Source organism: Paenibacillus sp. FSL P4-0184, assembly GCF_038004625.1.
In the GTDB taxonomy this organism is placed as follows: Bacteria; Bacillota; Bacilli; order Paenibacillales; family Paenibacillaceae; genus Paenibacillus_AQ.
In genome coordinates, this window is record NZ_JBBORN010000001.1 from 1,579,511 (window position 1) to 1,603,127 (window position 23,617).

The 23,617-nt window shown below is 44.8% G+C and carries 12 protein-coding genes; 4 read left to right on the forward strand and 8 right to left on the reverse strand.

Annotation, left to right across the window (positions count from 1 at the left end; translation table 11 throughout):
* The first annotated feature begins 55 nt into the window (after window positions 1-55).
* Together MKY52_RS06770 and MKY52_RS06775 are read left to right on the forward strand one after the other, a co-directional pair.
* A complete protein-coding gene (locus tag MKY52_RS06770) occupies window positions 56-2,389 on the forward strand; it encodes a ribonucleoside-diphosphate reductase subunit alpha (protein WP_042184468.1) in 2,334 nt (777 codons plus the stop codon).
* A 247-nt stretch (window positions 2,390-2,636) separates the two neighbouring features.
* Window positions 2,637-3,668, forward strand: a complete 1,032-nt coding sequence (locus tag MKY52_RS06775; protein WP_036682584.1) for a ribonucleotide-diphosphate reductase subunit beta — start codon at window positions 2,637-2,639, stop codon at window positions 3,666-3,668.
* A gap of 171 nt (window positions 3,669-3,839) precedes the next feature.
* Here MKY52_RS06775 and ssuE read toward each other — a convergent pair whose 3' ends face one another.
* Window positions 3,840-4,388: an NADPH-dependent FMN reductase gene (ssuE, locus tag MKY52_RS06780; protein WP_341050558.1), complete on the reverse strand. Its 549-nt coding sequence runs from the start codon at window positions 4,386-4,388 to the stop codon at window positions 3,840-3,842.
* Between the two features lie 497 nt (window positions 4,389-4,885).
* Between ssuE and serS the strand changes: the two genes are divergently transcribed.
* Window positions 4,886-6,172 carry a serine--tRNA ligase gene (gene serS, locus MKY52_RS06785; RefSeq protein WP_341050561.1) on the forward strand — a complete coding sequence of 429 codons (1,287 nt, stop codon included), beginning with the start codon at window positions 4,886-4,888 and terminating at the stop codon, window positions 6,170-6,172.
* A 432-nt stretch (window positions 6,173-6,604) separates the two neighbouring features.
* The gene (locus MKY52_RS06790) at window positions 6,605-14,506 is read left to right on the forward strand and encodes a 5'-nucleotidase C-terminal domain-containing protein (RefSeq protein ID WP_341050564.1); all 7,902 of its coding nucleotides are present in this window, start codon (window positions 6,605-6,607) and stop codon (window positions 14,504-14,506) included.
* Between the two features lie 83 nt (window positions 14,507-14,589).
* On the opposite strand, the gene MKY52_RS06795 is transcribed toward MKY52_RS06790, so the two are convergent.
* The 7 genes from MKY52_RS06795 to MKY52_RS06825 all read right to left on the reverse strand — a co-directional run bounded on the left by MKY52_RS06795 (window position 14,590) and on the right by MKY52_RS06825 (window position 23,515).
* A complete protein-coding gene (locus tag MKY52_RS06795) occupies window positions 14,590-15,228 on the reverse strand; it encodes a histidine phosphatase family protein (RefSeq protein WP_341050566.1) in 639 nt (212 codons plus the stop codon).
* 38 nt (window positions 15,229-15,266) lie between these two features.
* Window positions 15,267-16,070 (reverse strand): aminoglycoside N(3)-acetyltransferase, encoded by an 804-nt coding sequence (locus tag MKY52_RS06800; RefSeq protein ID WP_341050567.1) that lies wholly within the window; start codon window positions 16,068-16,070, stop codon window positions 15,267-15,269.
* Window positions 16,071-16,218: 148 nt separating this feature from the next.
* A complete protein-coding gene (locus MKY52_RS06805) occupies window positions 16,219-17,781 on the reverse strand; it encodes a response regulator (protein ID WP_341050568.1) in 1,563 nt (520 codons plus the stop codon).
* The gene (locus tag MKY52_RS06810) at window positions 17,778-19,679 is read right to left on the reverse strand and encodes a cache domain-containing sensor histidine kinase (RefSeq protein ID WP_341050569.1); all 1,902 of its coding nucleotides are present in this window, start codon (window positions 19,677-19,679) and stop codon (window positions 17,778-17,780) included. Before MKY52_RS06810 ends, MKY52_RS06805 begins: the two co-directional genes overlap by 4 nt.
* A 129-nt stretch (window positions 19,680-19,808) precedes the next feature.
* A complete protein-coding gene (locus MKY52_RS06815) occupies window positions 19,809-21,509 on the reverse strand; it encodes an extracellular solute-binding protein (RefSeq protein ID WP_076285203.1) in 1,701 nt (566 codons plus the stop codon).
* Window positions 21,510-21,619: 110 nt separating this feature from the next.
* A complete protein-coding gene (locus tag MKY52_RS06820) occupies window positions 21,620-22,510 on the reverse strand; it encodes a carbohydrate ABC transporter permease (protein WP_076285202.1) in 891 nt (296 codons plus the stop codon).
* Window positions 22,511-22,528: 18 nt separating this feature from the next.
* On the reverse strand, window positions 22,529-23,515 hold the full coding sequence (locus tag MKY52_RS06825; protein ID WP_081382970.1) for an ABC transporter permease: 987 nt from the start codon (window positions 23,513-23,515) through the stop codon (window positions 22,529-22,531).
* Window positions 23,516-23,617: the final 102 nt, after the last annotated feature.

Genomic DNA, 23,617 nt, shown 5'->3' on the forward strand with positions numbered 1-23,617 from the left:
TATATCAATTTTTGATATTCAAAATTAACCCAAAATAAGAAGGGATGAAATAACCATGCCACAATTCGTAGTAAAACCAGATAATCGCCAGCTGGCTTTTGATGAGAAGCGCCTTTCCGTATACGCCGACCGTATCTTAGAAGGTCTTGATCAACTAAATAAAGAAACATTGCTACGGGGAGTAATTTCCAAACTGCGTCGTGACTCCGTAAGCGGAGAAGAAATTAGCAATGCCTTCACCATGAGTGCTCTAGAGCTTGTAACGAAAGAAGAGCCTACTTGGAAGTTTGCAGCTGCCCGTGCCCTTCTGACTACCCTTTATAAAAAAGCAGCCGTTCATCGCCGCTATAAAGCTTATCCAGAAGAGCCTTACGGTGAGCTGTACCCGCTAATTACGGATCTCGTAAAAAAAGGAATCTATCGTGAAGAGCTTCTAAGTCATTACACCAAAGAACAAATTATCGAACTAGGTGGGTGTATCGATTATACACGCGATCTTTTGTTTGACTATATCGGTCTGCTTACGCTATCCGACCGTTATTTGGCGCATGATTTTGACGGCCGTGTAATGGAGCTTCCACAAGAACGTTATATGATTATTGCTATGTACCTGATGCACCGTGAACCAGCTGAGAAACGTCTTGAGCTTGTAAAAGAAGCCTACTGGGCTATGAGCAACATCTACATGACAGCTGCTACCCCTACAATGTCCAATGCCGGCAAAAAGGTCGCTGGACAGCTATCCAGCTGCTTCATTGATACGGTAGACGATTCCCTAGAGGGTATCTTTGATTCCAATACAGACGTAGCGCGCCTTAGCAAAATGGGTGGCGGTATCGGCGTCTACCTTGGTAAAGTACGGGCACGTGGTTCGGATATCCGTGGTCATAAGAACACTAGCTCCGGCGTAATTCCTTGGATTCGCCAATTGAACAATACAGCAGTCAGTGTAGACCAGCTCGGAACACGTAAAGGTGCTGTCGCTGTCTACCTTGATGTATTCCATAAAGATATTCTCGCTTTCCTCGATCTTAAACTAAATAATGGTGACGAGCGTATGCGTGCACATGACGTATTCCACGGTGTAACCCTGCCGGACTTGTTCATGGAAGCCGTTGAATCACGCAGCCACTGGAACCTCTTCTGCCCACATGAAGTGAAGAAGGTTATGGGCTGGACGGATGAGAACGGTCGTCCGCTTGGTCTGGAAGACTTCTACGATGAAGAGCTTGGTAAAGGCACTTTCCGTGAAAAATATGCTGAAGCTACAGCCAATTTGGAATTGTCCCGTATTACCGTTCCTGCGATCGACATCATGAAACGGATTATGAAATCACAGCTTGAAACAGGTACTCCGTATATGTTCTACCGTGATACGGTTAACCGGACGAACCCGAACCGTCACCAAGGTATGGTCTTCTCTTCCAACCTGTGCACAGAAATTATGCAGAATCAATCCGCTACCGTTATTGAACAGGAAGAATTAGTAACCAAAGATGGCAAGACCCGGATTGTTATCTCCAAAATCCCTGGCGATTTCGTAGTCTGCAACCTGAATTCGATTCACTTGGCACGTGCGATTCCAGCTGGTGTGCTGGAAAGACTTGTACCTATCCAAGTACGTATGCTGGACAACGTAATCGACATTAATAATATTGAAGTTCTGCAAGCACAATACACGAACAGCCAATACCGCGCAGTGGGTCTCGGCACATTCGGCTTGCATCACCTATTGGCACTCAAGGGCATTCGTTGGGAATCTGATGAAGCCGTAGAATATAACAACCATTTGTATGAACACATCAACTACCTGTTGGTACGTTCGAGCATGGAGCTTGCCCGTGAAAAAGGCCGTTATCCGAAGTTCGCCGGTTCCGATTGGGAGACAGGTGCATACTTTACTTCACGTGGCTACGTTAGCGGTGAACAAGAAGGTAAATATGTAACCACTGAACAATGGCGCGAGCTGCAAGAAGAAGTGGCTAAAGACGGTGTTCGTAACGCATGGATGTTCGCGATTGCACCGAACGGATCCACATCGATTATTGCCGGCTCCACAGCCAGCATTGATCCTTTGTATGAACTGCTTTCCTATGAAGAGAAAACAACTTACAAGATCGCTAACCCAGCACCGGATCTGTCCGACAAGACGATCTGGTACTATAAAACTGCGTTTACAATTGACCAAAACTGGTCGATCCGCATGGCTTCTGCTCGTCAGCGTCACGTCGATCAAGGTCAAAGCTTTAACCTGTATGTTCGTCCTGACATCAAGGCTACCGAGTTCCTTGAGCTGCATCTGAACGCATGGAAGGGCGGATTGAAATCAACTTATTATGTGCGTAGCCGTGCTTTGACAATAGAAGAGTGTGATTCTTGCGCTAGCTAATTATCTTAGTGCCCTGAATAGAAAAACGATGATGAATTTCGTAACTGCGAGGAATGTTTGGGCTTCCGGCCGCTGTTGTCATCAGATGTCTTGATCTTTACCGCTATTAGCGGATGACATCCGATGACAAAGGCGGTCGCTGACGCTCCTACACCTCCAAACTTCCTCTCCGTTACTCCATCACCGTCTTTCTATGAACAAGACACCAAAGAAAGATTACCCGCGCAAAAAAATGGAGGGAAAATAAATGCAACTACAAAAGATTTTTAACACTGAAGCACCCAACCAATCCACACGCATCATCGACGGTGAGTGCTCCGGTATTCTGAACTGGAACGATATCCGCATGCCGCATATGTACAAGCTGTACAAGGTGCTGCTGCTGAATCACTGGATCGCGGATGAAATCCCAATGTCCAAAGATGCGCAACAATTCCCTATGCTCGATGCTGAGGAGCAACGCGTATTTAAGATCAACATCTCCCTGCTCGCCGTGTTAGACTCGATGCAGACGATGTTCGTAAGCGACGTGAAGCGTTATTTTACTGACTCTTCTCTAGAAGCTATCTCTGCCATTATCGGACAACAAGAAGTGGTGCATAACCAATCCTATTCCTATGTTCTTTCCTCAATCGTGTCGGAAAGTGAGCAGAAAGAAATTTTTGAATATTGGAAAAAAGACCCTGTCCTGCTGGAACGCAATCAGTTTATCTCTGATATTTATCAAGAGTTCCGTGATAACCCTACGAGACAAACCTTTTTCCATGCGTTGGTAGCGGATCTCATCTTGGAAGGAATTTTCTTCTACAGCACCTTCGCCTTCTTCTACAATCTGGCACGTGACCAGAAGATGATGGCGACCAGCCAAATGATCTCTTATATCCAACGTGACGAGAATCAGCACTGCTATTTCTTCGCAGAAGTATTTAAGCAGCTGCTTGTAGATTTCCCTGAGTTGAACACTAAAGAGAACATGGATTACGTGTATCGTACGATCGACCGCGCGGTAGAGCTTGAAACCAACTGGGCTTACTACACCCTTACTAATGTCCGCGGTATTGATCTTAACGAGCTTAGTGACTACATCAAATATACAGCGAACAAGCGCTTAACTTTGATGGGTATGGAAAAAGCCTACCAAGGCGTTGACGTTAACTGCATGCCTTGGATCAAACCTTTCTCCGATGATGCGCTTAATGCCACCAAAACCGACTTCTTCGAAGCTAAATCCCGTAACTACGGTAAGGTTGGCGACGATAATGGATTCGACGATTTGTAAGACCGGATGATAACGAACCCTATATAAAAAAGAGGCCATTCTCTACTTTCACAGTGAGATGGCCTTTTTACTATAGCAAAAAGCGTCCCTTCACCCCTTGGATCAGGTATGAAAGAGACGCTTATATAGTTGGTATGAATCCATCCGAAACAGAATGCTTGCTACTTAGTCTTAAGCCTTGCGTTCCACACGATGTGTAGTTTCTTCTGCAAACTCAGCTAACGCATCATTCAGACGCAGCTTCAACTCCTCAGCAAGCTCTACCACTCCGTGATCATTACGAACCACCTGAGAATCCACGGCATACACTCCACCAAGAATGTAACGTGCACCGAGTACAGACAACACAGGTTTCAAAGCATAATCAATCGTAAGTAGATGTGCAAGACTGCCACCCATGAAGAGCGGGAGTACGATTTTGCCGGCCAATCCCTTTTGTGGAACTAGATCCAAGAAGGTCTTCAGCACGCCTGTATAAGAGGCTTTATATACCGGGCTAACCACGATTACCGCATCCGCTTCGGCTACAAGGCCATTCGCTTTAACGATAGAATCACTCTCAAACTTGGTATGAATCAAATCTTCCGCTGGCAGCTCTGCTACGTTAATACGCTCAACCTCAAAGCCCTGATCCGTTAAGCTTGCCTCCGCATACTCTATAACTGCATTGATGCGCGATACCAAGGAAGGCGTTCCGTTAATCACAACAATTTTAGCCACTTCTCCACCTCTTTCATCCTATTAAGCAGCTCACACTGCAAGTATTTATCCCGACAGGAATACTTTAAATTAATATTAATCCTATCGCAGATTAGATATTATTGTCAAACCATAAACGCTTGCGCTCATCCCACTCTTGCGATATACTAAGCAACAATATTAAATCCAACAATCAGGCCAATGATCGGCATCCAACCGTGAGGCGTCTGCGACCGGAGCCTATTATGACTCCCTAAGTTCACCGGGTTTCGCCCGTTACCGCGAAGACCAAAGAGGGTCGAATTCTTTCCTGCTGTTAAGGAGATTCGATCAACCTGGGTGGCACCGCGAGCTGACGCTCCTCGTCCCATGGATGAGGGCGTTTTTTGCGTTTTTTCAAGCATAAATACCTTCGTCGTCCTTATAAGGACGGTAAGTGTTTGTGCGAGAAATAGAAGGATAAAGTGAAGTGTGAAACTTACACTTTCTTATCTTTTAAACAAAAAGGAGCGAGCGATATGCTGGAAATGAACTGGATCAAGGATAATCAAGAACTTGTAAGAAACACTGCCACCTGGAAAAGAATCGACTTTCCACTGGATGAATTGCTGGATTGGGATGAGAAGCGCCGGGGCCTGCGACAAGAAACAGAACAAATGAGAGCCGAACGTAATGGGCTAACTAAAGAGGTTGAACGATTATTACGGCAGGGTGACCGCCCTGCTGGAGAGATCGTCAAAGCACAGGTACGAGAACTCAATCATCGGCTGAGTCTGCTGGAAGCAGATCTGAACGAGGCTGAACACCGCTGTAGAGAGCTCATGCTGCTCGCACCGAATCCGGTGTCGCAGGATACACCCATCGGCCACGATGATAACGATAATGTAGAACTGCGGTTGAACGGAGCGGTGCCGGAATTCGGCTTTGCGCCTCGTGATCATGTGGAGCTAGGTGAACTCCACGATATTATTGATATTCCCCGTGGCGTCAAAGCAGGCGGTCCTCGCAGCTATGTGCTCAAAGGAGCCGGCCTGATGTTACATCTCGCTGTACAAAGACTTGCCCTAGATGTGCTCACTGCACGCGGATTCACCGTGATGGATGTTCCTGTGATTGTCCGCCCTGAAGCGTTGGAGCGAACCGGATTCTTCCCGGGTGGGATGGATCAGACGTACGAGCTCAGCGGAGATAATCGCTGGCTGGTAGGCACATCTGAAGTGTCGCTAGTTTCACTCTACAGCGACGAGATTGTAGAGCTCGACACACCCATGCGACTAGCCGGAATGTCGACTTGCTTCCGCCGTGAAGTTGGATCAGCGGGGCGAGATGTGCGCGGGCTGTACCGCGTACATCAGTTCTCGAAGATCGAGCAAGTCGTCTTATGCCGAAATGACGAGGGTGTCTCGGACCATATGCTTCACGAGATCCTCGCGAATGCCGAGCACATTCTTCAGCTTTTAGAGCTCCCCTATCGAGTCATGGCTGTCTGCACAGGGGATATGTCCCTGAAGACATATAAGCAGTATGACATCGAGACATGGATGCCTAGCAGAGACGCATACGGTGAGACCCATTCGGCTTCTAATCTACTCGATTTCCAAGCTCGCCGTTCGGGCATCCGTTATCGGGATGCGGACGGTCGCTTACAATACTGCCACACCTTAAATAACACCGCAGTGGCTACACCAAGAATTCTGATCCCGCTGCTGGAGAATCACCAGCAAGAGGATGGTTCTATCTACATCCCTCAGGCGCTGCGCAAATATATGGACGGATTAGAGCGGCTAGAGCTTCCACAACAGTAGTCTGTTTTATCCAAGTAAATTTGAAATAAATAATGCCTATTCACTTCTCAACAAGAAGCTGAATGGGCATTTTTTTTGTTTTAAGTCCCCAAATAGTCGAGCCCAATAACTCCTTCTCTATTGTCATTCAAATGTAAAATTTAACAGAAGTATAGAATACATTTGTTGTAATCCTTTGATAATTCAACTATAAAAATTAATTCATATATGGGACTATTCATCATCCAATAAACACTAGATTTTAAGGATTATTGTATTTATGCACTATTTTCAGTCCCTATTCTTATGCGAAAACAATAACTTTTTATTTTTTTATTTTAATTTATAGAACCTTTAATTTATATTAATGCAAACCAACCTTTCATTTTACATTTGAATGATAAGATTTAGTAGGTTTCTAATAAAAGATTTGAGGGGAGAATACTTATCCAAATGATTATTTCTTCAAGAGTAAGGAAATGGTGGGCTAGTGGACTGGCAATGTTAATGCTTGTCGGCAGTGTGCTACCAGCTATTCAGACTGCCGAGGCAGCACCGGATAATAGCAATATTGTTATCTCACAAGTCTATGGCGGTGGTGGAAACAGCGGAGCAGAGTTTAAGAATGATTTTATTGAATTATACAATCCTACCAACAAACCAGTAGTTTTGACTGGATGGAAAGTTCGGTATACTTCCGCAACTGGAACCTTTAGCAGCGGAACAGAATTAACAGGAACTATTCCTGCAAATGGATACTACCTCGTCCAAGAGGCTGCAGGAACAGGAGGAACTGCTGCACTACCTACTCCTGATGCCGCAGGTATCCTAGCTATGAGTGGGACAAACGGTAAAGTCGACTTGGTTGACCCATCGAATAATACGATAGATTTAGTAGGCTATGGTACAGCTACAAGTGTTGAGGGAACTCCAACCCCTGCTCTCACCAACGCAACAGCCGCTATTCGTAAAGCCGCAGCTGGTGCACCAGCTGATAGCCGTGGTCTAGATACGGATAACAACGTTACGGATTTTGTTGTTCAAGCAGCAAGTCCACGCAATAGTAGTTATGGTAAAGCACCAGAGACAGCTAGCTCCGTAGTAGCTTCACCAGCCGCTAATGCGTGGCCGGTAGGCACAGAAATTTCTCTGAACTCTCCGACAGTTGGAGCATCCGTCTATTCAGCTGTTTATGGATCAGGTGGTTCAACTGATTTTCAACCTTACACAGGGCCTATTACCTTAACTGAGGACACTACGATTAAAGCGTATGCTTCAGAACCGAATATGCCAAACAGCGCAATAACGACTTTTGACTACACGATTCTGACCAAAACAGACGTCGCAACAGCACGCCTTGGTAATAAAGGTCAGAATATTTCAACAGAAGGTATCGTAACTCACATTAACGCAGCAAAAATGTATATTCAGGATGGAACCGGCGGGATCGTACTTTATGGATTCCCAGAGTTCGCAAACGTTGGAGATCGTATTGCAGTTAGTGGCGAGATGGATATCTACAGCAACCTGCAAGAGCTTAAACTCCAAAGTGGACTTCAATACTCTGTCGTTGCGAGTGATGTAGGTATACCCGCACCTAAATTGATTACAGCAACCGACTTGTCTGCAGCGAACGGCGAAAACCATGAAGCTCAGCTGGTAACTATGAATAATGTCACTATAGACAATGTAAATGGAAATACAGTGACTGCAAGTCAAGGCGGACAACAATTCACAATTTTCTCAACCCTGCCTAAACTAGTAAAGGGTGCAACCTTTGATAGTATCACTGGGGTTATCGAGCAATATAATACAACTTATCAATTCATTCCACTTAACGAAAACGCTTTGGTGGAAGAAACCTTTTCCGTAATGGCGAGCCCTGGTGCAGGTCGCATCATTAAAGGAAGTGCTGTGACCCTATCCAGCCCTACCCTTGGAGCACAAATTCACTACACGACCGATGGAACTGAACCGACAGCAGCAAGCAAGCTTTATTCAGATCCAATTACAGTTAATAAAGATCTTACCATCCGTGCAATTGTCGTAGCAGATGGCAAGACAAGTAAGGTATATACCTTTGCATATATAGCTTCTGATCTCCCTCGTATACATGATATTCAAGGAGAATCTCATGCCTCTGAGTATGTAGGTCAGAACGTTACTGACGTAGAAGGTATCGTTACCCAATACGGATATACTTTCTCAACTGGTGCTTATAGAGGTTTCTTTATGCAGGACCCTCAGCCGGACAATAATGTGAACACATCGGAAGGTATTTTCGTTTACAGCACAAATGTATCCCTTAAACCTAAAGTTGGAGATTTAGTGCGCGTTAATGGAGCCGTTTCCGAGTATAACGAAGGAAGTGCGAGCAATCTAACCTCCACTCAAATTAATATGACATCACTAACAGTAGATTCCTCTTCTAGTTATACTGTGCCTGAACCTATCGTACTTGGCAAAGGTGGAAGAGCTATTCCTTCTTCCATCATTGATAATGACGGCATGGCTGATTTTGAACCTAGTGAAGATGCCATAGATTTTTATGAATCGTTAGAAGGTATGCTTGTAAAACTCCCTACCCCTACGATTATTAGTCCTTACTGGACAAGTGGTAGCGGAAATTCCATGCTTTATAACATCCCTACAAGAGTAGAAAATGATACTCCTGATGTCATCACACCAGCTGGTGGACTAGTTCTAAAGGAATATAACCAATTCAATCCTCAGCGCCTTATCATTGCCTATGGAAATCCAGGTCAAGAAGTCATCACCGGAGATAAGTTCGCTGGAGATGTTACAGGAGTCATCGGATACAACAATGGCAATTTCAAAGTAATTCCGGAGAACGGTAAACTGCCATCCATTACCCCAAGTACTTTTAAACAAGAAACAACTACTCTTGAGGTTAATGAGGACAAGCTATTAATCGCTTCATACAACATTGAGAACTTCTACCCAGGCGTCGGAGCAACAAAAATCCAGAAACTTGCCGACTCCATCACGAATAATATGAAAAAGCCTGACATTATCGGCGTGGTCGAAATGCAGGATAGCAATGGTGAAACCAATAATGGAATCACTGAAGCAAGTGCTGACGAACTGATTAAGGCTATTGAAACTGCTGGCGGTCCTGTATATAAATACACAGACATCGCTCCAGTCAACAATCAGGATGGCGGAGCTCCAGGCGGAAACATTCGCGTAGGCTTCTTGTACAATCCAGCAAGAGTACAGCTTGCGGATAGTGTAAACGGTCAAAAAGGTACATCTACGCAATCCGTTGCTTATGATGCAGCGACAGACAAGCTGACTTACAATCCGGGACGAATTGATCCAACGAATGCTGCATTTGCTAGTTCACGTAAACCACTTGCTGCACAATTTATTTTCGGCGGCGAAAAAGTGATCGTGATCGCAAACCATTTCAATTCAAAAGGCGGCGATAATGCTCCATTCGGGAACGTTCAGCCACCGGTATTGTCCAGTGAAACACAACGTCATAAAATCGCGGCGGTCGTAAACGGATTTGTCAAAGAGGTTCTGACTGCAAATCCTGAAGCCAACGTCGTAGCTCTTGGCGATTTGAATGATTTCCAATTCACTAAAACTGCAACTATTTTAAAAGGTACAGAGCTGGACAATTTGATCGACACATTGCCTTTAAATGAGCAGTATACGTACACCTATGACGGAAACTCTCAAGTACTGGATCATATTCTTGTCAGTAAAAATCTAACGGCTTCTTCCAAAGTAGATGTCGTCCATCTAAATGCCGACTTCTCTCCATCGAAAGGTCGGGTATCCGATCATGATGCGGTTGTAGCACAGATTGATTTTAATACTGCTGAAGATTTTCCATTAACAGTTCTACACACCAACGATACGCATGCGGGACTAGATACGGTAAGCTCACCAAATAACATTTTGCGCCGTGTAACGGCAATCAAAAATGCTAAGGCGACTACAGAAAACCCTATTCTTCTCGATGCGGGTGATGTGTTCTCCGGAACGCTCTACTTCAACAAGTATCTGGGTCAAGCAGATCTGGCCTTTATGAATCTGGTCAAATATGACGCTATGACCTTCGGTAATCATGAATTTGATAAAAATGGTGAAAGTTCTGAAGTGCTTTCCAAATTTATCGGTAACGCTAAATTCCCTTTTGTCTCATCCAATGTGAATTTCTCTGCAGATGATACGCTAAGCAAAATGTTTACCAATGAAATCGGTCGTTCGGGTAATGCGGCAACCATCTACCCTGCTCTAATCAAAGAAGTTGACGGCGAACAGGTTGGTATCATTGGTCTGACCACAGAAGATACTGCCAACATTGCTTCACCAGGTAAAGTGACTTTTGAGAATGCTGTAGTGAAGGCAAAAGAAACTGTCGCTATGCTGCAAAAAGAAAAGGTTAACAAGATTATTGTTCTCTCACACCTTGGCTACGAAGAAGATCTCAAGTTAGCCAAAGCGGTTAATGGCATTGATATTATTGTCGGTGGTCACAGCCACACGCAACTGAATCAAGCCGTTGTAGATAACAGCGATCCAAAAGCACCGAAGCTTATTGTACAAACTGGTGAAAAGGGACTTTTCCTTGGTCAGCTTGAAGTTAAATTTAACAAAGATGGCGTACTGACAGATTGGAAAGACCAATTAATCTCCATCGACGCTAAGAACGGCGCTAACTATGTTATCGCAGAGGATCCTGAAGCTAAAAAGATCCTGGATACCGACTATAAGCCAGGTATTCAAGAGCTAACCAATGAGGTAGTAGGAAACTCAGAGGTTGTTCTAAACGGCGTTCGTGATAATGTTCGCACAAAGGAAACCAACCTCGGTAACCTGATTGCCGATGGTATGCTTTTTGCAGCCAAGAAAGCTGGCACTAATGCCGTAATCGCCCTGCAAAATGGTGGCGGTATTCGCGAATCTATCAATGAAGGACCGATTACACAAGGTGAAGTACTCGGAGTACTTCCTTTCAACAACGATCTGGTTACGATCACTTTGACCGGACAAGAAATTAAGGATGCAATGGAGAATGGGGTTTCCAAAACTCCAGCAGCAGACGGACGTTTCCCGCATGTTGCAGGGTTGAAATTCTATTATGACTCTACGAAGCCTGTGAACGAACGCGTATTACGTATTGAAGTGAAGAACGGGGATAAATATGTTCCTCTGGATCTAAAAGCATCTTATGAAGTAGCTACTAATGCTTTCACAGCTAAAGGTGGAGATTTCTACACTTCCCTTGAGAAGGCCTATAAAGAAGGCCGTGTGAATCTGCTGTACCTGCCGGACTTTGATGTATTTACGAAGTATCTTAAAGAAGTTGGAACTGTCAGTGCGAACACTTCCGCTGTTGAGGGCCGGATTATGGATCTGAAAGGTGCACCACTGCCGGAGACAACTGAAGATTTCCCATTAACAGTTCTGCACACCAACGATACGCATGCGGGACTAGATACGGTAAGCTCACCAAATAACATTTTGCGCCGTGTAACGGCAATCAAAAATGCTAAGGCGACTACAGAAAACCCTATTCTTCTCGATGCGGGTGATGTGTTCTCCGGAACGCTCTACTTCAACAAGTATCTGGGTCAAGCAGATCTGGCCTTTATGAATCTGGTCAAATATGACGCTATGACCTTCGGTAATCATGAATTTGATAAAAATGGTGAAAGTTCTGAAGTGCTTTCCAAATTTATCGGTAACGCTAAATTCCCTTTTGTCTCATCCAATGTGAATTTCTCTGCAGATGATACGCTAAGCAAAATGTTTACCAATGAAATCGGTCGTTCGGGTAATGCGGCAACCATCTACCCTGCTCTAATCAAAGAAGTTGACGGCGAACAGGTTGGTATCATTGGTCTGACCACAGAAGATACTGCCAACATTGCTTCACCAGGTAAAGTGACTTTTGAGAATGCCTTCGCTAAGGCAGAAGCTACGGTCGCTATGCTGCAAAAAGAAAAGGTTAACAAGATTATTGTTCTCTCACACCTTGGCTACGAAGAAGATCTCAAGTTAGCCAAAGCGGTTAATGGCATTGATATTATTGTCGGTGGTCACAGCCACACGCAATTAGATCAAGCGGTTGTAGATAACAGCGATCCTAATGCACCGAAGCTTATTGTACAGACCGGTGAAAAAGGAATCTTCCTTGGTCAGCTTGAAGTTAAATTTAACAAAGATGGCGTACTGACAGATTGGAAAGACCAATTAATCTCCATCGACGCTAAGAACGGCGCTAACTATGTTATCGCAGAAGATCCTGAAGCTAAAAAGATCCTGGATACCGAATATAAGCCAGGTATTCTAGAACTGAGCAATGAGGTAGTAGGAAACTCAGAGGTTATTCTAAACGGCGTTCGTGATAATGTTCGTACAAAGGAAACCAACCTTGGTAATCTGATTGCCGATGGTATGCTTTTTGCAGCCAAGAAAGCTGGCACTAATGCCGTAATCGCCCTGCAAAATGGTGGCGGTATTCGCGAATCTATCAATGAAGGACCCATTACACAAGGTGAAGTACTCGGAGTACTACCATTCAACAACGATCTGGTTACGATCACTTTGACCGGACAAGAAATTAAGGATGCAATGGAGAATGGGGTTTCCAAAACTCCAGCGGCAGACGGACGTTTCCCACACGTTGCAGGGTTGAAATTCTACTATGACTCTACGAAGCCTGTGAACGAACGCGTATTACGTATTGAAGTGAAGAACGGGGATAAATATGTTCCTCTAGATCTAAAAGCATCTTATGAAGTAGCTACTAATGCTTTCACAGCTAAGGGTGGAGATTTCTACACTTCACTTGAAAAGGCCTATAAAGAAGGTCGCGTGAATCTACTGTACCTGCCGGACTTTGATGTATTTACGAAGTATCTTCAGAAGATTGGAAATGTCACTGCTAACACTTCCGCTGTTGAGGGCCGGATTGTGGATCTGAAGGGTGCACCACTGCCAGAGATAACCCCAACTCCGACACCAGTACCAACACCAGTGCCAACATCAGTGCCAACATCAGTGCCAACATCACCAACAGTTCCAACATCAGTGCCAACATCACCAACAGTTCCAACATCAACAGCAACAGTAGCACCAACACCTACTGCAACAGCAGCACCAACTGCAACAACATCACCAACGACTGCACCAACGGCTGCACCGCAAGTAACAACAATTGATGCTGCTGATCTGACCAAACAACTTGCTGAACTGCCAACTGGTAAACATGAACTGGTTATTCCGGTTAAAGCGACTACTGGCGGCGCTCAAGTAGAACTCCCAGGCAGTGTGCTTGTAAAACAAGCTGCTGCACAGCCTAACACCATTCTTACCCTTACTACTGATGGCGCTTCGTATTCCTTGCCGCTCAGTGTTGTAAACAGTGTATCGCTTGCCGCTCAATTAGGCACCAGCGACTTTACAATTACGGTATCCATTCTATTAGCGGATTCGAAAACGCTAAGCAGCACAAACCAAGCTATCGCTTCACAGCTAGGTAATGCTACTTTAGCTGCTCCAGTAATCGAATTTAGTGTTTCAGCAGTAGCCGGATCTAAGCGTGTACCGCTGAACAACTTCGGCAGTACTTATGTTAATCGGACGATCAATGTACCTACTTCCTTAAATTCAAATAACGCAACGGCAGTCGTCTTCGATCCTGCTACAGGCAAGATTTCCTTCGTGCCTGCGGTATTTGCCCCTAAGGCTAATGGAACAACAGATGTTACGATTAAACGGAACAGCAACAGCTATTACACCGTTGTTAAATCTTCCAAAACGTTCGGAGATATTAGCGGACACTGGGCTAAAGCGTCCATTGATCTGTTAGCTTCCAAACTGATCGTTAGTGGAACCAATAGCGATACATTCTCTCCTTCACAGTCGATCACACGGGCTGAGTTCGCAGCATTAATTACGCGTTCTCTTGGACTTGTGACAACGGGTGGCGAGACAACATTTAAGGATGTAAATCCAAGTGCATGGTATGCTGATGCTATTCGCACTGCTGCAGAAGCCGAATTGATTTCTGGTTATACCGATGGCAGCTTTAAGCCAGGTAGCCCGATCACTCGGCAAGAAATGGCCTCTGTATTAGCTAAAGCCATCAAGTACACGGGCAAAACCTTAAATACCGATCCTGCAGCACTAGCTAAATTCAGTGACGCAGCAAGCATTCCTGCTTGGTCCCAAGCAGCAGTAGCAGAAATCGCTGCTGAGGGCATCATTCAAGGAGCGAAAGACGGTTCCTTTGCTCCACAAAAGCTGGCAACTCGTGCTGAAGCCGTTACGATGCTGGAGAAGACCTTGAAATCTCTTCAGTTCATCAATTAATAAAGGCCCACAGCTCTGAGGACAAAAAGGCGGTTCCTAGGGTGCATAATGCACTCGAGGAACCGCCTCTTTTTCATATAACCCTAGGATTCCATCCCAGCCTCATTCTCTTCATAATGACTTGTATCCCCGTGCAGCAGGATCTCCGGCACGCCATCCGTAAAATCAATCCTGGATAAGCAGGTTGGATATATGTAAGGCAGATCCCATAGCTTAGGCAACTCTCTGCCCTCAAAATAAGCCATCAAGAGCTTGATCACTACCGTATGCGTTACGATAAGAATCGTCTCACCCTGATGGGCAGTGAGAATTTCCTGAAGCTTCTCCAGTGCTCTTGTCTGCACCTCTGCGAAGGTCTCGCTGCCCTCCACTTTGAACCGGTCGGGTTCCTTCCAGAAATAACGATGCTGGTCTGAATACTGAGCTGCCAGTTCAGCAGAATCTCTACCTTCCCATACGCCCATGCCAATTTCTTTAAATGCATCGGAAGTCTTCAGCGGAACATCCCGCTCTCCGCGTATAATTTCAGCTGTACGCAGCGCCCTTGGGCTAGAGCTTGCATAAATGACATCCAGATTTGTAGCCTGCATTCCCCGGCTCAACCATTCCGCCTGTTGTACGCCAAGCGTCGTCAGCGCAGAATCCATATGACCTTGCATACGATTCTGCACATTCCATTCTGTCTGTCCATGACGCGTTAGATATATCGTTGTAGTACTCATCCGTTGCTTCTCCTCCTAATCCCAAATTCAGAGATAGTCTACTTCCTGTTTTGCTCCATCCAGTTCACCGCATAGTCTACAATTTCACGCTGTGGAATCAATTGAGCTGCAGCTGAGGCGATATGACCATTTGTAATGAGCCCTGTCTCTTGCCCGAATTGCTCAGCAAGTTCAACGAAATCGTCAGAGTTCCAATCTAGCTCCTTGAATTCCACCCACTGTCTATGACCATCCACTAGTATAGGTGCCCCGCCAATGACTTCCTTCTTTCCTTCATAGAAGGCCCGGCATTCAGCAAGATGTAATGAAGTATTATTCAGATTTCCTACGCCTAGCAGCAGCACACTTCCCCCCAGATCATAAATACGAGCTAATGGAGAGTCATCCCCCAAACCGTATTCGAGGGAGTGACCATATATAATCTCATCCCTATGCTTGCCCCAAGCCGCAAATGAATGAATGGGGTGATCGCTGCGCTTTACCTCTTTTTGTCTACGGAAGCAATCCGGAATAACCCCCATTCCCCTCAGTGGGGTCAGGTCTGGATCATAAGCCGGCATCTGCTCACGGATACTCTGCCACCAAGATTCGGGCACCGGTGGGTTACTCCAGCCAGCAGGGTCCGTCAGATCACTAGAATGCGTGGGCATCACAAGTGTACCTGACTCTCCAAGGACCTCCTCAAGCGCCAAAATAACGGCAACCGGGCCACCTGCCACCCATTGGCCTAGTGATTTGAAGGACGAATGCAGTATAATCGTCATCCCCGCCTGTATACCCAGTCGCCGAAAGTCCTCTGCCAACGTCTGAACTGTAATCAAATTGCCTTGAATTTCTTCCACCCTTCATTCCTCCAAACTCTCTTACTGCTAATCCTAGCAAAGCTTCTCACTGCCATTATATAGGAGGATCACTTCTAACGACACCCTTAACACCCATCAAGGTACAGTACAGCAATGATATTTATACTAAAGCTACTTATCCTGCCGTTTACGAAAAATCTTCAGACAGCATTTTGGCTCTATAATCCCCTGGAGAGATCCCTTCCAACTCTTTGAATACACGGGCAAATTGCTTACTGTTCTCAAAACCTACTTTCTCCGAAACCTCAGCAAGCTTGCCACAGTCTTTCGCTAGCAGTTCTTTAGCATGACGGATGCGTACCTTTTTTAAATAAATGACAAAATTCTCACCAGTATATGCTTTGAAAGCTTCGCTAAAATAAGAATAATTCAAAGAAACATGGTTACTAACCATAGCCATATTTAGTGGACGAGCATAGTTCGTTTCAATATAGTTCAGCGCTTCCTCCATGACAGCATGCTCCGTATGAGCAGAGCGCACCCCTACAATATAATCACTCACACTCAGGAGCAAATTCTCAAGCGCACGATAATAATCATGGAAATGGCGATAGTTATACATGTTACCAACCGTACGATATAGCTTTAATACCTCAACCGAGGCTTCGCCATGCACCCGAAATACTTCATCCAGCACCAATTCATTGATATTCTGTCCCACCGACTCCAAATAAGACAGGTCAAGCGCCTTCAAATGCTCAGTCTGAAAAATCACAGCCAGAAGATGCTTCATCTCCTTCTCACGTTCTGTTCCAAGCATATTGAGCAGCTTGCGAATTTCCTCCTTTGGTAAGGGGGAATTAGACCGTTCTTGACTCACATCCTCGTAATTCAACAAGTTCACTTGTGGATATACAAAAGTATACTGTAATGCCCGACAAGCTTCCTTATAACAGGAACGAAGGTCTGCAAGACTTCCTCCTTCGCTACTTATCCCAATCGACAATCCCATTATTTCTTTGGCTTCAGCTTGTCTGGACAGCTCAATAAAGTCCTGTTTTCTGGTTCCGAGCAATACTAGCTTACCGTCCCAGTCCGTTGTGATTTCCGAAAAACATTTTTCAAGTGGTCCCATCAATCGTTCAACCAGCCCCTGAACATCCCCAGGCTTCATTCTTGTTCCGTCATTACAATAGTAATTCAATACACCTACTGTAAAAGGAACCTCCAAGTCATCTAGGCTCTCCTGCTGCCCTCGCTCCAACTGAACTTCCTGCTGCATAAGCAGCTCGCGTAAACGGCTAGAACGCAGCTCTCGGCGAAAACGTTCTGCTTCCTGTTCCTGCTGCCTTTCGCTGAGATTCTGCTCCTCCTGCTCCTTGTCTATACACTTCAAGATTTCGAATAATTCATCTCTACGAATCGGTTTAAGTAAATAATCCTTCACGCGATAACGGATCGCACTTTTGGCATATTCAAAATCGTCATACCCACTTAAAATTAACACTGCCGGACTTTTCTCGCCCCCTGTCGCCGAAGACAACCGCTCCAACAACGTAATTCCATCCATTACTGGCATACGAATATCTGTAATAATAATATCTGCACCGTCGGTCTTAAAGATATCTAACCCCTCTGCGCCATTACTCGCCATTGTGATGGTATACACGGACGGAAATTCTCTTTCAATCATAGTTTTGAGACCGTAACGGATATTCTTCTCATCATCAATGATCAGTAGCTTCTTCATAGTTGTTTATCTCCCGTCAAAAGAACTTTCGGCAAGGTCAGACGTACCATTGTCCAACTTCCTGCTTCACTCTGTACTACAAGCCCATATTCATCGCCATAAAAAATTTGCAGACGCTGATGCACATTTCTCAGTCCGATGCCACCTGTTCGGCGGTCAGCCTCCCTCAGTTCAGCAGTGCTCTCACAGCGTTCATCTTTTGCATAAATCGCCTCGTTTAAAGCATGCAGACGCTCTGGTGTCAGCCCCATGCCATTATCACGAAGCTCTATGAAAATATCGCCTTCCGTTTCCGAAATATGAATATGAATGCTCGGGTCCTGTAAATTTTCTTTCTCACCACACCAAGCATGCTTAACACTGTTCTCCACAATAGGCTGCAGTGACATTTTAAGTACCTCCAGCTCCAAATATCGAGGCTCAATATGAAGCACCAGCTTAACCGGATATTCAAAACGAATATTCATCACTTCAATGTAGTTCTCAATATGACGAATTTCATCTCGCAGCTTCACATACTCTCCGGACCATTTGAAATTATAACGCATCATCCCTCCTAGTGAGGTTAATGCATCCGAGATCGTTCGTTGGTTCTCAATTTCAGCCAGCATTTTAATATTTTCCAGCGTATTATACAAAAAATGTGCGTCAATCTGGTTATGCAGCGTACGTAGCTCAGCCTCTTTTGACAATGCCTGCTTGCTCACTGCTTGAGCCACCAATGTATTGATCGTGTTCATCAGTTTGGAGAAATGATGGGCAAGCTCACCGACTTCCCCTCCACCACGAATCATAATTCCACTGTAGGCCTCACCTCTGCGTACTTTTTTCATTGTTTCGGTCAATCTACGTAGATTTTTTAGAATAAAGGCATTTGTCACATAAGCAATCAGCGTTAGCAAGGTAATAAACCCGACATTGGCTCCAATGATTAAGTTGCGCGTTCGGGAGATATCCTTCATAACTCCCTCCATGGACACTACATTTAACAAATAAGCATCAATACGTTCTAGCGGAGTGTTAATCAACAAAAACGATCGACCATTCTCCGAGTATTCACTGTCCCATGCTCCAGTTTCCCGAAAATGCTTATACCGTTCTGCAATCATATCGGACATCTTCAGATTATCCTGCAAAAAAGAATGGTCCGGTCTGGTGAAAACCTGCAGCTCACTATCCACAAGGAACATCTGGGTCTGATTATCCCGAACGTCTGTATACGTCTTGGGTGTAAAACGACTCAGCAGCATATCCACCTGCACCATACCGATATGATTGTCTGCTGGACGACTCTTCTCACGCAACAACGAAACCTTTGGCAGACTTTCCGCCGGTGCTTCCAAGTATCTCTGCATCAGATCAGGATCACTTTTCTGAAAAGACCAGTATTCCTGTCCCTTCAATTGAAGCGCTTTCTGAAACCATGGCTTGGAAGAAACCCGCTCTTCCCGAAAGATAATCGGCCAAATTTCATGCACTTTATTGCTTTTCGAATACAGCCTCAAATGCTCAATATTCGGATTATTAAATTGAATACGAGTCATATTCACATAGGCATTTGTATTGAAATTAATCAAATCTACTAGCTGGGGTTCAGTTTCATTCGCAAGGAATTCTTCTACATCGGTATCAGAATAAGCCATCTGCGCCGCACGTTCCATCGCCTCAATTTGATTATAGATATGTAATTTTTCCATTTGCAGCAAATAATCATTTTTCTCGACGGCATCTCTGAGATAGGTATTATTGATAGACTCATAGAAGTAGACGGATACCAGCAAGCACGGGCCTAAAATAATAAAAACATAGGCTGCAATTAAACGACTCTGGAGAGATCTTCTTCCCCACCAATAACTAAAAGAATGCCATAATGCTCTAGCTCGTTCACGCCTGTTCACACTATACACTTCTGTTCTGTCCACCTCGCTAAAATAGTGAATACTTAACCTATTTAATATCTATACCATATTTATAGATTGAAAATAACCCAATCGCCCGCATTAGCGGGCGATTGGGTCCTGTTTATTTTATTTTTTTGCGAGTTTTTGCTTATTCTCTTCATATTTTGTTTGTTGGAAGGCTTGCACTTTAGCCAGACCCAGATCCTCTTGCTTCTTGATGTAATCTGTCCAGATGGAATCAAATTCAGCATCGGATGGGGCCATCAAAAGCTTCGGTAGCGTTTTGCTGCGCAAATCTTTGATTTTAGATAAGATGACGCCCTCTGGGGAGCTTGCCAACGGATCGATTTGATCAAACTCGGAAATACTCTTTGTTTTTCCGCGAGTCCAGTCTTCAAGCTGTTTGAAAGGCTCTACAGCTTTTGGTGTCCATTGAGCTGTAATATTGGTATTCATCAGCATCCAGAACGTAAAGGAAGAACCATATTGCTTGTCGAATGCGGCACGGTCTTTATTCATCAGATCAAAGACTTCTGGTTTAAATTGGTCTTTGCCGTCAATGGTATCATAGCTGACGCCTTTTTCGCCAAGATAGAGGTCTTTATTACCTTCTTCACTGTTCAGGTAACTGAGGAATTTAATGGCGCGTGCTTTATCTTTAACATCTTTGGAGATCAGCGTTACTGTCCAGCCAGAAATAGCAGGGCCGTTCAGAGTAGGCGCATCCAGGTTGGTATTAGCCGGACCATCAACGGCGATATAAATTTTGTTCGGGTCTTGCTGGTACAGAGTTCCCAGTTGGGTTCCAAAGTCAGTACGTTGGTACAGCATCGCGAAGTAACGGCCTTGAGCGATTTTTTCTTCCATTTGAGGACGTTTGTCAATAAAGATATCTTTAGAAAGCAAGCCGTCTTGGTTCGCTTGACGCAAAGTTTTCATCCAGCGGATATATTCAGGGTCAGTCTCACGATTATATAACTTGCCGTCTTTTTCTCTTGGAATAGCTAAGAAGTTCTGAATGTATTGTTCCAGAGAATCGTTACCGGTTGCGGTAAATTCGTGCAGACCGAGCGGAATTATCGGTTGACCATCGATTGCAGGGAATTTCTCTTTAGCGGCCTTCAGCGCTGCCACGAATCCTTCCGGTGTGCGCATATCAGGACTGCCAATCGCTTCATAAATATCTTTGCGGACTACAAAGGTTTGGTTGGATACATAAGTGTCGCCATATTTCTCGTAATCTTTAGGGGAGGAAGAAGCATTCGGATAACCGTATACATTGCCGTCAGCTTGTGTGTACCAGCCCAGTTTGTCAGGGTCGGATACTTTGAAGAAGTAAGGATCATATTCTTCGGCCAGTTTGTTAAGAGGAAGCACGAGATTCCCTTCAATCATTTTCTTAACGGCATCTTCATACCATCCCAGTGTAATGAAGTCCGGCAGTTTACCGGAAGCAATCAATGTGTTCAGCTTTTCATTTTCATTACCGGCTGGAACGATAAAGTTAATGTCAACACCGGTTTTCTTAGTGATATATTGGGAAGTTGGATCCACACCCCATTTATTAGGGAACCAGGCAAAGTTCAGGTACCAGTCAAACGTAATTGGTGATGTGTCGGATTTCCAACCCGGCTCATCAGCGGACAGTGCTGTAGCTTCTGGCGCTGTTGTAGCTGTTGCCTCTGCTGTGTTACCTTCAGTCTTGGTTGCGGTATTACCTTTGTTTGCGGCGTTCCCATTGTTGCCGGAACAGCCCGCTACGGACAGAACCATGATTGTTGCCATAAGCAGCAGCATTATTTTCTTTGGCTTTCTTTTCATGTCCATGCTTGTTTACCCCTTTTCTGAGATTGATTAATAATTATAATTTGCAACTCCAAGACTGCGGGAGCAGTCTGGAGGAGATACCACTAGTTCGGGTGAAGTGCGACCGGCACTTAGCCCTTGATGGAGCCAATCATCATCCCTTTGACGAAATAACGTTGCAGGAACGGGTAAGCAAAGACAATCGGAAGTGTTGTAACCACCATGGTAGCCAGCTTGATAGACTGCGAGGTCACCGTCCTAGTCACGGCGCTTCCCTGTACGGCAGTCATCATCAAATTGGAACTAGACTGAGCAACAACCCGGTACAGGAATGTTTGAATCGGTTGCATGCTTTCATTGTTCATATAAATCATTCCGGTAAAATAATCATTCCATTGGTAAACGCCATGGAATAGAGCAATGGTAGCCAGTACGGGCAAGGATACCGGTAGGACAACCCGCAGGAAGATGGACCAGTCATTAGCTCCGTCAATACGCGCCGCTTCCTCCAGACCATCAGGAATATCCCGGAAGAAGGTCATGAAGATGATTAGATCGAAGAAGCTGAACATGACCGGAATAATATAGACCAGGAAATTTTCTAGCAGATGAAGGTCTCTGATGAGTAGGTACGTCGGAATAAGTCCTCCTGCGAAGATCATGGTTATCGTGCCTAACAGGATGTAGAATTTGCCCCCAATCAGTTCCCTGCGGGAAAACGCATAAGCAACCATCGCCGTAAAGAACACATGCAGACCTACGCCGAGAAGTGTTTTGGCTACGGTAAGCCACATCGCCCTCATAATACCCGGGCTATTGAATACAGCACTAAAGTTCTCCAATGAAAACTTGCGCGGAAACCAGTAAATCCCACCCAACATAGCATCTTTTCCGTCATTAAAAGCATTAATCAGCACGTACCAGATCGGATACAGCGTAACGAAGCAAATACAAAGCATTCCAATATTGTTGACTATATCAAAGACGACTTCGCCCTTGGTTCTGCGATTCAGTGTAATCATATACAGGTCCTCCTTGGCCTAAAACAACGAGGTGTCGTTGAGTTTTTTGGATACTTGGTTGGCAATCAGCAACAGAATGAGCGAGATAACCGATTTGAACATCCCAATTGCAGTTGAATACGAGAAGCGGGCTGAAAGCAGACCGGTATAGTAAACATAATAGTCAATCACATTGCTCGCGCTGTCATTCAGCGAATTGCGCAGTACCAGAATCTGGTCAAAATTGGAGTTCAGTACACCGCTGACTGCCAGAATAAACAAGATGCTGATCGTTCCTTTAATGGTCGGTACGGTAACATACCACATTTTCTGGAATCTTCCGGCACCATCGATGGTGGCCGCTTCATACATTTCGGGAGATATGCTGGTAATGGCAGCCAGATAGATGATCGCTGACCAGCCCAGCTCCTTCCATAAATCCGAGGTAATAATAATAGTCCAAAAATATTTTGGTTCAGCCAGGAACGAAATTGGCTGGTCGATCACATGCAGCGCCATCAGAATATTGTTGATGATGCCTATATCTGCCAGCCAAGTGGCAAGAATCCCGCCAAGGACGACCCAGGACAGGAAGTGGGGCAGATACGATATCGTCTGAATACTCTTCTTAAAGCGAACGGATCGGATTTCATTCAGAAAGAGAGCGAATATGATTGGCAGCGGAAAGATCAATAGTTTGATTAAGCTGATGCCCAGCGTATTCTTCATTACATACACAAAATTATCGTCCGCCAGGAACTCTTTGAAATTCGCGAGACCGACCCAAGGAGCTTCTGAGATTGGCTTGACGATGTTGTACTCCTTGAAGGCGATAATAATGCCATACATCGGAATGTAGTTAAAAATAATCATCCATACTACACCGAGCAGTGCCATTGTCTGCAAATGACGTTGGGTAATGAACTTCTTCCAAAGCGGGGTACGATTTACTTTACCGGTTTCGAAATTGCCCGAAAATTGAGGCTTCATCGCTGGGCTTAATTCCCCATTTGTTTTTTTCTCCATCATATGGACCTCCAGAATCTCTATATCCGCTCTTCTATAAAGCGCTTACAAATATTATATATTCATTGTATTTGCTTTTGCCTGTCTCCGTAAGGTATTGAA